This is a genomic window from Brachybacterium sp. NBEC-018, from assembly GCF_024860185.1.
GTDB classification, from domain to species: Bacteria; Actinomycetota; Actinomycetes; order Actinomycetales; family Dermabacteraceae; genus Brachybacterium; species Brachybacterium rhamnosum.
The window spans coordinates 2,079,635-2,091,806 of sequence record NZ_CP100650.1 but is presented as its reverse complement, the minus strand read 5'-3'; the positions used below and the strand labels follow the sequence as shown (position 1 = coordinate 2,091,806).

Below are 12,172 nucleotides of genomic sequence, written 5' to 3'. Positions count from 1 at the left end.
ATGTGCGGTCGCTTCGCCTTCTACCAGGAGATCGACCCGCTCCTCGACGACCTCGACGCCGTGGACCTCACGGACGGCGAGCTGCGCCGGCGCTGGAACGTGCCGCCCACGGCCCCCATCCACGTGGTCACGGAGTCCGTGGACAAGGAGTCCGGTGAGGTGGTGCGCGCCCTCCGGGTCGCCCGCTGGGGCCTGCTGCCGCCCTTCGCGAAGGACGAGGCGTTCTCCTCGCGCACCTTCAACGCGCGGCGGGAGACGATCGAGGAGAAGCCGAGCTTCCGCGGGAGCCTCGGCCGCTACCGGGCGATCGTCCCGATGGACGGCTACTACGAGTGGGTGCGCGGCGAGGGCGGGCGCTCCAGGAAGCAGCCGTACTTCATCACCCCGCAGGACGGCTCGCGCCTGTACATGGCCGCGCTCGTCTCCTGGTGGAAGGGCTCGGGCCATCACGAGGGCCCTGCGGCGAGCGCGGACGGCACCTTCCTGCTCAGCGCCACGATCATCACCCGCGAGGCGACCGGGGAGCTCTCCCGCATCCACGACCGCACCCCGGTCATGCTGCGCCGCGACGCGGTGGACGCCTGGCTGGACACGTCGATGGACGACCGGCACGACGCGGCCGCCTGGATCCGCGACGACGCCCACCTCCTGGACGATGCGACGCTCGAGCTGCGGGAGGTGGGACCCGCCGTCGGTAAGGTCGGGAACGACGGCCCCGAGCTGATCGAGCCCGAGGAGCGGCTGCTCTGACCCGCCCGACCCCGGTCGGAGCCGCCCTCCGCCCGCAGGATGACGACCGCGGGCGGCGCCGGCCCCTACGCTTCCGGACATGACCCCTTCGAGCCACCCGGCACCGGTGCGCCCCGAGCGCGGCCGCCGGGACCCCTTCCGCTGGGTCATCGACCATCCGGGCACGGTGGACGCCGCCGTCTTCGGTGCGGCGGCCGTCGCCCTCCTGGGCTTCACGCTGCTGACCGGCGCCTGGGGCTGGTGGCTGCCGGCGACCCTGCCCATGCTCGCCGCGGCCGCCGTGTGCCGCACCCGCCCGGGCCTCGGCGTCGCGCTCATGGCCGCGTTCGCGCTGCTCCACATGCCGCTCGTGCCGGTGGTCATCGGCGACGTGCTGACCTTCTATGCGATGTTCTGCGCGATCGCCTACGGCCGCCCGCTCGTCCACGCCCTCGGCATCGTCGCGGGCGCCGTCGGCGCGATCGTGCAGTCCGGCTACTGGGCGATCTTCGCGCTGGTGAGCGGCGCCTCGTCGCCGATCGAGGGGGCGATCACCTTCCTCGCGCTGCTGTTCGCGGGGACCGTCGCGCTCATCGCCGTCTGGGCGCTCGCGAACCTCCAGCGCGCCCGCGTCCAGCAGATGCGGCTCGTCGCCGAGCGCGCGGAGCAGGCCGAGCGGGAGCGGGAGCAGCGCACCGCCCTCGCGGTCGCCGGAGAGCGCAGCCGCATCGCCCGGGAGATGCACGACGTCGTCGCCCACTCCCTCTCCGTGATCATCGCGCAGGCCGACGGTGGCCGCTACGTCGCCTCGGTGCGCCCCGAGCAGGCGGCGGACGTCCTCGCGACGATCGCCGACACGGGCCGCTCCGCCCTCGCTGACATGCGCTCGCTGCTCGGCGTGCTCCGCCAGGACGACGAGACGAGCTACGGCCCCCAGCCGGGCCCCGAGATGCTCGAGGAGCTCGTGGCCCGGGTGCGCACCGCCGGCCTCGACGTCGACCTGCACGTGGACGGGCGCCTCGACGACCTCCCCCGCTCCGTCGGCGCCTCCCTGTTCCGCCTCGTGCAGGAGGCGCTGACGAACACGCTCAAGCACGCGGGCCCGCGGGCGACGGCGGCCGTGCGCGTGCGGCGCTCCGTCGGAGGTCTCGAGGTCGAGGTGATCGACGACGGCCAGGGCACCGATCCGGCCTCCGACGGTCAGGGCCACGGCATCACCGGCATGCGCGAGCGCATGAGCGTGCTCGGCGGGACGCTGCAGGCGGGCCCGCTGCCCGGGCACGGCTTCCGGGTGCTCGCCCGGATCCCCCTCGGCGCCCCCGCATCGACCTCGCCATCGGCCCCGACGTCCTCGCCGCCCTCGAGCTCCTCGTCGGCTCCCGCGGCCCCGTCGGCCCCGCCGTCACCGAACGTCCCGCCCCGAACCGAGAGGACACTCCCGTGAGCACTCCCGCCTCCTCCCCCGACGCCCCCGGCGACCGCCCCCTGCGCGTCGCCCTCGTCGACGACCAGCCCCTCGTCCGGGCGGGCTTCGCGATGGTGATCGGCACGCAGGACGACCTCGAGGTCACCGTCCAGGCCTCCGACGGCGCCGAGGCGGTCGAGCAGCTGCGCGCCCACCGGGTCGACGTGGTGCTCATGGACGTGCGCATGCCGCGGATGGACGGCATCGAGGCCACCGCGCGCATCCTCGAGCAGTCCCCGCCGGACCGCGCCCCCAAGGTCATCGTCCTGACCACCTTCGACCTCGACGAGTACGTCGTCTCCGCGATCCGCGCCGGGGCGAGCGGCTTCCTGCTCAAGGACGCCCAGCCCGAGGACCTCCTCGCCGCGATCCGCACCGTCCACCGCGGCGACGCCGTCATCGCCCCCTCGGCGACGCGCCGCCTGCTCGAGCGGGTCGTGAGCACCCCCGAGCCCCAGCAGCGCGACACCTCCGTGCTCGACGCGCTCACGGACCGTGAGCGGGAGGTGCTCGTGCTCATGGGGCGCGGCTGCTCGAACCAGGAGATCGGCGCCCAGCTCTTCGTCGCCGAGGCCACCGTCAAGACCCACGTGGGCCGGGTGCTCGCGAAGATCGGGGCACGGGACCGCGTGCAGGCCGTCATCATCGCCTTCGAGACGGGGCTCGTGACGCCCGGGGAGGGCGGGGCTCCGCCCTCGGTATGACATCGGGGGCGCCGCTCCCCCTCCCGCGGTGGAGGAGCCGGGACCCGTGGACGGATGCCCGGGGAGCCCGGCGCGGGCGAGGATCGACGAGGATCCCGACCCCGTCCCGAGGAGAGCCATGAGCCAGCCGTCCCCGTCCACCCTCGCCCCCGCCACGAGCGCGGGCCCGGGCCCCGCCCTCGTCGCCCGCGATCTCGTGCGCACCTACGGCAGGGGCGAGGGCGTCGTCACGGCCCTCGACCACGTCGACGTGGACATCGAGCGCGGCGCCTTCACCGCCGTCATGGGCCCCTCCGGCTCCGGCAAGTCGACCCTGCTGCACGTGCTCGCCGGGCTCGACACCGTGGACTCCGGCTCGATCCTCCTGGACGGCACCGAGATCACGGGCCTGCGGGACGACGCGCTGACCCGTCTGCGCCGCGACCGCATCGGCTTCGTCTTCCAGTCCTTCAACCTGCTGCCCATGCTCACCGCGGAGCAGAACATCCTGCTCCCCCTCGAGCTCGCCGGCCGCCGTGCGGACCGCGCCTGGCTCGACACGATCACCTCCGCCTTCGGGCTCACCGACCGGCTGGGGCACCTCCCCTCGCAGATGTCCGGCGGTCAGATCCAGCGCGTCGCGATCGCCCGCGCCCTGGTCACCTCCCCCGCCGTCGTCTTCGCGGACGAGCCCACCGGCAACCTCGACTCCCGCACCACGGAGGAGGTCCTGGACTTCCTGCGCCTGAGCGTCGACGAGTTCGACCAGACCGTCGTCATGGTCACCCACGAGCGGGACGCCGCCGAGCGCGCGGACCGCATCATCACCCTGGCCGACGGCCGCCTGGCCTCCGACGAGGACCTCCGCGGGGCCCGCCGATGAGCGCCTCCGCACGCCGCGTCCCGATCCGCCTGACCCCGATGCGCCGCCACCTCGCGGCGATCCTCACGGTGGCCCTCTCCTGCGCGTTCGTCGCGGTGATGGTGCTCGCCGGCAATCTCGTGCAGGAGTCGCTGCGCGCCTCCACCGCCCAGACCTACTCCGGCGCCGACCTCGTCGTCGAGCAGGAGATCCCGGACGACGCCTGGGAGAGCACGACGCCGCTGCCCGCCCCCGAGGTCGCCGGCACCGAGGACGTCTGGCCCCTCACCCAGGGCTTCGCGCAGCTGACCTCCTCGGCCGTGGCCGACGGTCCCTACCTGCAGGTGGTCCTCACCCCGCCCGGCGAGGACGCTCTCGAGGAGGGCTCCCCCGCCGCCGACGACTCCCAGGTGGTGCTCGACCGGACCGCCGCCGACGCCCTCGAGGTGGGGGTCGGCGACACCGTCACCCTGCCCGCCGGCACGATCGTCCCCGAGGACACGACCGATCACACGCTCACCGTCTCCGGCATCGCCCCGGCCGCCGAGGGCGCCGCCCTCGGCGCGACCCCGCGCATCCTCGCGGACGACGCGAACTCCGCGCTCCTGCTCGGCCCCACCCGCGGCACGACGACGGACACCTGGCTCGCGACCGTCCCCGCCGGGACCGATCCCGCCGACGTCGCCGCCGCGGCGAGCACCGGCGGCACGACCGTCACCACCGTCGAGGACGCCGAGCAGGAGGCCGTCGACCAGCTCATGACGGGCTTCGCCGCCCTCGGCGTCATCCTCGGCGTCTTCGTCGTCATCGCGCTGTTCACGAGCGCCGTCGTCATCGCGAACACGTTCACGGTGACCGTCGCCCAGCGCACCCGCTCGCTCGCCCTGCTGCGCACCCTCGGCGCGACCCGCGGCCGCGTGGGCCGCATCGTGCTGCGCGACTCCGCCCTGGTGGGCGTGGTCGGCGCGGTGCTCGGCGTGATCGGCGGGCACCTGCTGGTGCAGGCCGCGCTCGCGGGCGCCGCCGCCGCCGGCTGGCTCGACGCGGTCATGGCCGTGCCGGTCTCGCTCACGTCCGTCCTCGTGCCGATCCTCGCGGGTCTCGTCCTCACCGTCCTCGCGGGCCTCGCCCCGGTGCGGGCAGCGACGCGGGTCGCCCCGCTGCAGGCGCTGCGCACCGTCGCCGCCCCGCCCCGCGGAGGCTTCGGGGTGCGCGGCGTGCTCGGCGTGATCGGCGCCGGGGCGGGCCTCGCCCTCATGATCGGCGGCGCCGTGCTCGCCGGCTCCCACCCCCTGCCGGGCATCCTCCTGGCGGTGCTCGGTGGGCTGCTGAGCTTCGGCGGCATGCTGCTCGCGCTCGTGGTCCTCACCCGGCCGCTGGCCCTGCTGCTGGGCCGCGTCGCCGGCCGGATCGGCGGCCTCCCCGCCCGGATCGCGGCGGCGAACATCGCCCGCAGCCCGGGCCGCAGCGCCGCGACCGTCGCCGCCCTGCTCATCGGCACCACGCTCATGACGATGATGGCCGTCGGCGCCCGCACCACCGAGGCGTCGCTGACCGCGGAGCTCGACTCCAACCGGCCGATCGACCTCGTGGTCTCCGCCGCCGCCATGCCGGAGGACGCCGCTGCGCAGATCGCCGCCGTGGACGGCGTGCGCGTCGCCGAGTCGGGCACCGTCGGCAGGATCGACGTCGGCGCCGACGAGCCCCTGCTCGTCTACGGCCTGGACCCCGAGACCGTGCGCGAGACCTCGCACCGCCCGGCCGTGGCGGACGAGCTCGCGGACGACACCCTGCTCGTGGGGTGGGAGCGCGCGGAGGAGACGGGTCTGCAGGACGGCGAGAGGATCACCGTCCCCACCGTCGACGGCAGCACCCGCGAGCTCACCGTCCGCTTCGACGCGAACCTCAAGATGCCGATGCTCACGCCCGGCACGCTCGAGGCCGTCTCCCAGGACGGCACCCGCCCCGTCGTCGTCGCCGACTTCGAGGACGAGGGGACCGCCGCCCGCGGGGACACCGACGCCTACGGCATCGTCGACGCGGTCTACCAGGTGACCTCCGGGGACGGCTTCTCGGAGGCCGACGTCGTCGCCGGCGGCGCCGAGCGCGAGATGTACGGCCAGGTCCTGCGGGTCCTGCTCGGCATCACGGTGGGCCTGCTCGCCGTCGCGGTGCTCGTCGCCCTGGTCGGCGTGGCGAACACCCTGAGCCTCGGCGTGGTCGAGCGGCGCGGGGAGAACGCGCTGCTGCGGGCGCTGGGCACCACGCGCCGCCAGATGCGCGCGATGCTCGGCTGGGAGGGCGTGCTGCTCGCGCTCATCGGCGCCGTGCTGGGGATCGTCCTCGGTGCGGTCTACGGAGGGCTCGGCGTCATCGCGCTGCTGGGCTCCGCCGTCGCGGTGACGGTGACGATCCCCTGGGGCCAGGTGGTCCTGGTGGTCGTGGCCGCCGTGCTCGCCGGCTTCCTGGCCTCGGTGCTGCCGGGTCGCTCCGCGGCCCGCACGGCCCCGGCCGCGGCGCTCGCCGCCGCGGAGTGAGGCCGGCCGGCGGGGGCCGTCCCCGCCGCTGACACGGAAGGGCCCGGAGGATCGCTCCTCCGGGCCCTTCTTCTCGGTCTCCTGCGGGTCGGGGTCCGCTCAGCGCCCCTCGCCCGTGGGCAGCGGGGTCGAGCGCACGAGGGAGAGCAGCAGCAGGAACGCGGCGATCGCGACGACGAGGCCGAGCGCCCCCTGCCAGACGAGGCCGCCGCTCAGCATGCTCGCCCCGACGAGGGCCTGGAACAGCTGCCAAGTGATGCCGTAGCCGAGGCCGAAGCGGCCCCGCACAAGGATCGAGCGCGCGGCCACCGCGGCGCCGGCCGCGAACAGCAAGAGGAACACGCCGAGCCCGGTGCCGAAGCGGCCGTCGAGCTGCCCGCCGGAGACGCCGACGAAGCAGAAGGTCGCCACGGCGACGAGCAGGACCGCCTCGAGGGCGAGCAGCGCGGCGGCCACAGGGCGGATCCGCGGGTCGCGCTCGCTCGCGGTGGCGGGGGCGGCAGGGCTCTCGGAGCCGGGACGTGAGGCGCGGGACATGGAGGCACTGTATCCGCCCCTATGCCCCTCCCACGGGCTCCTGTCCAGCGCTCCGGGAGCGGCATCACAGGACCCGCGGGACCGTGTGGGAAGTGCCACCCAGGCTTTGCGGCCAGGCCCTTGTCGCCGCCGGGAGCGGTGCTGAGAATGGATGAGGCCCCTCCACGGCGAGGACACCCGCGTCGGAATCTCTCCGTCACGGGGACACTCCGGCGGGGCCGCCGACCCCGAGCACGCCCCTCCCGGGGGCAATCCTCGCCTCGCGCCACCGCAGCGGTGGGACGGGGCGATTCCGGAAAGTGAGAGTGACGATGGACTGGCGCCACCGTGCCGAGTGCCTCAACCATGATCCCGAGCTGTTCTTCCCGATCGGGAACACCGGTCCGGCGATCACGCAGATCCAGGAGGCGAAGGCGGTGTGCCAGAAGTGCGAGGTCATGACCGCCTGCCTGAAGTTCGCCCTCGAGTCCGGCCAGGACTCGGGCGTCTGGGGCGGCCTGTCCGAGGACGAGCGCCGCTCCCTCAAGCGTCGCAACGCCCGCGCCCGTCGCGCGAGCTGATCGCGCCGCCGCACCGCCTGCGGCACCCCTGACCTGATCAGGGCCCAGTCCCGCCCGCTGCGGGACCCCTGCTCCGCCACGGCGCGGCCGACCCCGTCGGCCGCGCCGTCGTCGTCGGAGCACCCGGCCCCTCGCCGCCCGCCCCTCGGGGGCCGGCAGCTCGGGCCCCTCCCTCAGAGCCCGATCGGCTCGAGGTACACGTCGATGACCGCGCTCGTGCCGCCGTCGGGCAGGTTCTGCCAGGTGAGCGTCCCGCCGAGCTGGCCCTGGACGAGGGTCTGGGCGATGTTCGTGCCGAGGCCCGAGGGCTTCGCCGTCCCCATCCCCGCGCCGTCGTCCTCGATGGAGATCACGAGGTGGGCGCCCGTGCGCTCGCTGCGGATCGTGAGCGTCCCGCCGGTCTCGGAGAGCCCGTGCTCGACGGCGTTGGTCGCGAGCTCGGTGACGACGAGCGCGAGCGGGGTCGCCTCGTCGGCGCGGATCTGCCCCACGCGCCCCACCTTCTCGGTGCGCACCTCGACCTGGCTGTCCGCGATCCGCGGCGAGCCCTCACGGTGCACGGTCGCGCTCGCCGCGTCGACCGCGAGCCGCAGGCAGCGGTCGATGACGTCGTCGAAGACCACGGCCTCCTGCGAGCCCTGGAGCAGCGACTCGTGGACCAGGGCGATCGTGGAGACGCGGCGCATCGCCTCGGCGAGCGCGTCCCGGGCCTCGTCGGTCTTCATGCGGCGCGACTGCATGCGCAGCAGCGCGGCGACGGTCTGGAGGTTGTTCTTCACCCGGTGGTGGACCTCGCGGATCGTCGCGTCCTTCGTCATGAGCTCCCGCTCGCGACGGCGCAGCTCGGTCACGTCGCGCACCAGCACGATCGCCCCGGTGCGGGCGCCCTGCTCGGTGATCGGGACGGCGCGCAGCGAGAGCGTGCCGCCGCGGGCCTGCATGTCGGAGCGCCAGGCCGCGCGCCCCATGAGCACGAGAGGCAGCGACTCGTCCACCGGTGCGCGGCTCTGGAGCACCTCCGTCGCGGTCTCGGCGAGCGTGCCGCCGAGCATGTCCCCCGCGATGCCGAAGCGGTGGAAGGCGGAGAGCGCGTTGGGGGACGCCCACTGGACCACGCCGTTCTCGTCGAGCTGCACGACGCCGTCGCCCACACGGGGCGCTCCGCGCCGTGGCGGGATGGGCGCGCCGTCGATCGGGAAGGCGCCGTGCTCGATCATCCGCAGCAGGCGGGTGCCGAGCTCCTGCTGGTGCGTCTCGCTCGAGGAGGGGTTGGAGGTCGGCGCGGGCGACTCGACGGCGAGGACCGCGAGGGTCCGGCCGTCCTTGCGGACCGGGGTGAGCAGACCGCGGGCCTCCCGGCCCTCCCGCTCGAGGACGACGACGCCGCGCTGGCTGCGCTCCCCGTCGAGCAGGGCGTCGAGATCCGCATCGGCGCCGCGCGGGAGGCGGTCGCCGACGGGGTCCTCGAAGTACACGGTCGAGCCGGTCGCGGGGCGGCAGTGGGCGACGGCCATGGGGCCCTCCTCGGCGCGGACCCAGAGCACGAGATCCGCCCGCAGGAGGTCCGAGACGAGGTTCCAGTCGCCGACGAGGTGCTGCAGCCAATCGGCGCCCTTCTCGGAGAAGGAGCTGATGTCGGAGAGGTACTTGGACAGGCTCGGCATGAGCACAGGATAGGCGCCGCAGCCCGTGCTCCTGGGAATCGACCGCGACGCCTGCCGTAGGCTGGCGCCGTTGCCCGTTCCCGCTGGAAGGACGCCTGTGAAGCTCTCCGAGAACCTGACGATCCCCGCCTCGGCGGCCGATGCCGCCGCGATGTACGCCGACGAGTCCTACGCCGAGGTGCGGCGCGCGACGCTCCGCGCGAGCTCGGCCTCGTCCCGGGTGGAGGGCGACCCGGCGGGCGCCTTCACCGTGCGCACTGAGATCGCCATGACGACCGAGAAGGTGCCGGACGTGGCCCGCCGGTTCGTGGGCGCGACGGTCACGATCCGCGAGGAGCAGGTGTGGTCCGCCCCGGGGGCCGACGGCGCCCGCACGGGCACCATGTCGATCGACGTCGCCGGCACCCCCGCGACCTTCACGGCGGCGCTGGCGCTGACCCCGCAGGGCGAGGCCACGAGCCAGGTGGTCATCGACGGCGACCTGACCGTCAAGGTGCCGCTGCTCGGCGGCAAGCTCGAGAAGACCGCCGTCCCGTACGTCTCCAAGGTCCTGCGGGCCGAGGAGCGCGCCGCGCGCACGTACCAGGACTCGCGCTCCCGCTGATCCCGCTCGCCGGATCATGACGTCGCCCTCCCCCGTGCAGGGGAGGGCGCCGTCATGTCGGGCGGCGAACGGCGCCCCGGGGGCGTCGTCGGAGGGGGTCAGCCGTTCCCGTCGAGGTAGGCGATCGCCTCGCGCCCCTCGCTCGGGTCGAACCAGAGCAGGGCGGGGTCGGTGTCGTCCTCGGCGGCGGCCTGCGCGGTGAGCTCGGTGACGTGCACCGCGGCGAGCGGCGACGTGACCGTCTCGAGGAGCACGGCGCCGTAGGCGCCTCCGGTCTCCTCGGCGAGGCCGAGCGCACGGTCCGGGACGTCGAGCGCGAGGACGAGTCCGCGCGAGGTGGGACCGGCCTCGGACAGCGCGACGTGCACCGCGTCCTGCAGCGCGTCGTACTCGAGATCCTCCTCGTCCTCCCCGGGCCGATCGGCCCGGGCGGGCGCGGTGACCGCCCAGGCCGGGCGACCCGCGGCGATCTCGATCCGGGTGCCCGCGGAGCTCAGCACGGAGCGGTCCTCGGCGGTCAGGGGAAGGAAGATCCTCATGCCGACATCCTCTCACCCGGCCCGGGCGGGCTCCGGTGCGGCCTCCGCCGCCGGCACGGCACCCGCGGTCGCCCCCTGGAGGGCGGGTGAGGCGGCGAGCTCCCGCAGCGCGCGGCGCAGCGGTGAGCGCGGTGAGCTCTCGGCGAGCAGCGCGCCGTCCCACACGGCGGTGCGGCACGCGGCCGGATCGTCCGGGAGCAGGTGCAGGCTCGTCATCGGCATCCGGGTGCCGAGGAGCTCCTTCACCCGGTCCCCCGGCACCGGTGACCCCATGCGGTTCACCACCACGTGGAGCTCGCGCACACCCAGGTCGCGGAGCCGGTCGTGCTCACGCAGCAGCCGGGTCAGGCTCACCGGATCAGCGGTCGCGGTCGCGATGACGGCGTCGGCCCGCTGGATCGCGGTGAGCGCCGCTCCGTTGCGCTGCGGGGCGGCCGTGTCGTAGCTGAGCTCCTCGTCCTCCTCGAGCGGGGCGGCGACGTCCACGATCACGAGCTCACCCCGGCGGGACAGCGCCCGCCAGAGTCCGTCAAGGGAGCTGCGTCCCAGCTCCGGCCATCGTGAGGGGACCCCGATCCCGCTGAGGAGCCGCAGGCGGGGCTGGACGACGGGCAGCAGCGCGTCGAGCGTGCGCGAATCCAGGGTGTCCCGGTCGAAGGCGCGGCAGGCCGCGACGATCCCCGGGGACTCGTCGAGCACGCCGAGCAGCTGGCCGAGCGCCGGACCGTAGGTGTCCGCGTCGACGAGGACGGTGTCGCGGCCCGCGCGCGCGGCCTCCGCGGCGAGGTTCAGGGCGAGGGTCGAGCGTCCCGGGGCGCCCGCGGGGCCCCAGACCACGACCACGCGGCCGCCCTCGGGGGCGTCGTCCAGGACCGGGTCCTGCGTCCAGGGCTCCGCGGTCTCCTCACCGTCGACCGCGGCGGAGATCGCGGCGAGGATCTCCTCGATCGGCGCACCGGCGTCCACCACCTGGCGCAGGCCGAGGGAGGTCTGCTCGGGGGCGGTCTCCGCACGCAGACCGATGACGGCGACGTGCTCGAGCAGTCCGGCGAGCACGTCCCGGCCGAGCCCGCGCACCGAGAGGTCCAGCAGGACCGCCTGCCCGATCCCGGCGCCCACCACGGCGGCGGTCTCGGCGAGATCAGCGCAGCGGCGCACCACCCGGACGTCGTGATCGCCGTCCTGGGCGAGGTCGTGGACGATGCGGACCTCGTCGGCGCCCGAGGCGCACAGCACCAGGTCGATCATGTGCCGACCCCGTAGGCGCCCGGCACCCCGATGACGTCGAGCCGCTCCTCCCGGGAGAGCACCTCGAGGACCCCGGCGAGATCGTCCCGCGGCACGAGCACCTCGACGGCCATCGACCGCATGCCCAGGGTGCTGCCCTCGTCGATCGTCCTCACGACGGCGTTCTCGACGAGCAGCTCGGCCTGACCGGTGCCCTCGTCCACCTCGCCCGTGTGCCAGAGCTCGACGGTGCTGCCGGCCTGGACCGACTGCGCGACGGAGGAGTCCACCGGGATCACCACGGGCCGCAGGTCGACGTCGGTGCTCTGGCCGACGGCGGCGGCGGGCAGCAGCTCGCCGGCGCGGATGGGCTGCGTGGCGACCGCGCCCTCGGGGATCGCCTCGAGCGATCCGACGTACATGCCGTCCTGCTCGCCGAGGCGGAGCTCGACGACGGTGAGGTCCTCCGGGGCGAGCGCCTGCCCGGGGACGATCACGGAGCGTGCGACCAGCACGGGTGTGGTCTCGGCGAGCCGGGAGACCAGCAGGGCGCCCATGAGCACGCTGCCGAGGACGAGCACCACGCCGACGATCAGCCGCGGGTCCTTCCACCGCGGCCGCCGCAGCCTCATCATTCCTGTGCTGGCCCCCACGGTCCCCTCCTGCGCTCCGCCCGATCGTGTCCCGACCGGGTCCTGGCCGGGAGAGTACGGGAGAGGGCACCTCGCCTTCGCGGGAGGGCGGCGGATTGTGGACAGCCCGTCG

Annotated in this window: 12 protein-coding genes; 7 read left to right on the top strand and 5 right to left on the bottom strand. The window is 74.7% G+C overall.

What is annotated here, in order from left to right:
• The 5 genes from NLU66_RS09445 (at window position 1) to NLU66_RS09425 (ending at window position 6,276) form a co-directional block, all read left to right on the top strand.
• Complete coding sequence (locus NLU66_RS09445; protein ID WP_259359463.1) at window positions 1-750, top strand: SOS response-associated peptidase; 750 nt, start codon at window positions 1-3, stop codon at window positions 748-750.
• 79 nt (window positions 751-829) lie between these two features.
• Complete coding sequence (locus tag NLU66_RS09440; RefSeq protein ID WP_259359462.1) at window positions 830-2,173, top strand: sensor histidine kinase; 1,344 nt, start codon at window positions 830-832, stop codon at window positions 2,171-2,173.
• Window positions 2,170-2,898, top strand: a complete 729-nt coding sequence (locus tag NLU66_RS09435) for a response regulator (RefSeq protein ID WP_259359461.1) — start codon at window positions 2,170-2,172, stop codon at window positions 2,896-2,898. Before NLU66_RS09440 ends, NLU66_RS09435 begins: the two co-directional genes overlap by 4 nt.
• Before the next feature lie 118 nt (window positions 2,899-3,016).
• Window positions 3,017-3,760 carry an ABC transporter ATP-binding protein gene (locus NLU66_RS09430; RefSeq protein WP_259359460.1) on the top strand — a complete coding sequence of 248 codons (744 nt, stop codon included), beginning with the start codon at window positions 3,017-3,019 and terminating at the stop codon, window positions 3,758-3,760.
• Entirely contained in the window at window positions 3,757-6,276 is a 2,520-nt protein-coding gene (locus tag NLU66_RS09425; protein ID WP_259359459.1) for an FtsX-like permease family protein, read from the top strand. Before NLU66_RS09430 ends, NLU66_RS09425 begins: the two co-directional genes overlap by 4 nt.
• Before the next feature lie 99 nt (window positions 6,277-6,375).
• Here the strand turns inward: NLU66_RS09425 and NLU66_RS09420 are convergent, their stop codons facing one another.
• Entirely contained in the window at window positions 6,376-6,813 is a 438-nt protein-coding gene (locus NLU66_RS09420; RefSeq protein ID WP_259359458.1) for a hypothetical protein, read from the bottom strand.
• A 311-nt stretch (window positions 6,814-7,124) separates the two neighbouring features.
• Here NLU66_RS09420 and NLU66_RS09415 point away from each other — a divergent pair, with 311 nt between their 5' ends.
• Complete coding sequence (locus tag NLU66_RS09415; RefSeq protein WP_103385108.1) at window positions 7,125-7,373, top strand: WhiB family transcriptional regulator; 249 nt, start codon at window positions 7,125-7,127, stop codon at window positions 7,371-7,373.
• Between the two features lie 173 nt (window positions 7,374-7,546).
• Here the strand turns inward: NLU66_RS09415 and NLU66_RS09410 are convergent, their stop codons facing one another.
• Window positions 7,547-9,037 (bottom strand): sensor histidine kinase, encoded by a 1,491-nt coding sequence (locus NLU66_RS09410; protein WP_259359457.1) that lies wholly within the window; start codon window positions 9,035-9,037, stop codon window positions 7,547-7,549.
• Between the two features lie 97 nt (window positions 9,038-9,134).
• On the opposite strand from NLU66_RS09410, the gene NLU66_RS09405 reads away from it, so the two are divergent.
• Window positions 9,135-9,641 (top strand): DUF2505 domain-containing protein, encoded by a 507-nt coding sequence (locus tag NLU66_RS09405; protein ID WP_259359456.1) that lies wholly within the window; start codon window positions 9,135-9,137, stop codon window positions 9,639-9,641.
• A gap of 98 nt (window positions 9,642-9,739) precedes the next feature.
• On the opposite strand, the gene NLU66_RS09400 is transcribed toward NLU66_RS09405, so the two are convergent.
• The 3 genes from NLU66_RS09400 to NLU66_RS09390 are packed head-to-tail and all read right to left on the bottom strand — an operon-like array spanning window position 9,740 to window position 12,060.
• Complete coding sequence (locus tag NLU66_RS09400; protein WP_259359455.1) at window positions 9,740-10,180, bottom strand: DUF6912 family protein; 441 nt, start codon at window positions 10,178-10,180, stop codon at window positions 9,740-9,742.
• Between the two features lie 12 nt (window positions 10,181-10,192).
• Entirely contained in the window at window positions 10,193-11,428 is a 1,236-nt protein-coding gene (locus tag NLU66_RS09395) for an AAA family ATPase (RefSeq protein ID WP_259359454.1), read from the bottom strand.
• Window positions 11,425-12,060, bottom strand: a complete 636-nt coding sequence (locus tag NLU66_RS09390; RefSeq protein WP_259359453.1) for an SAF domain-containing protein — start codon at window positions 12,058-12,060, stop codon at window positions 11,425-11,427. The genes NLU66_RS09395 and NLU66_RS09390 overlap by 4 nt, the downstream gene beginning before the upstream one ends.
• Window positions 12,061-12,172: the final 112 nt, after the last annotated feature.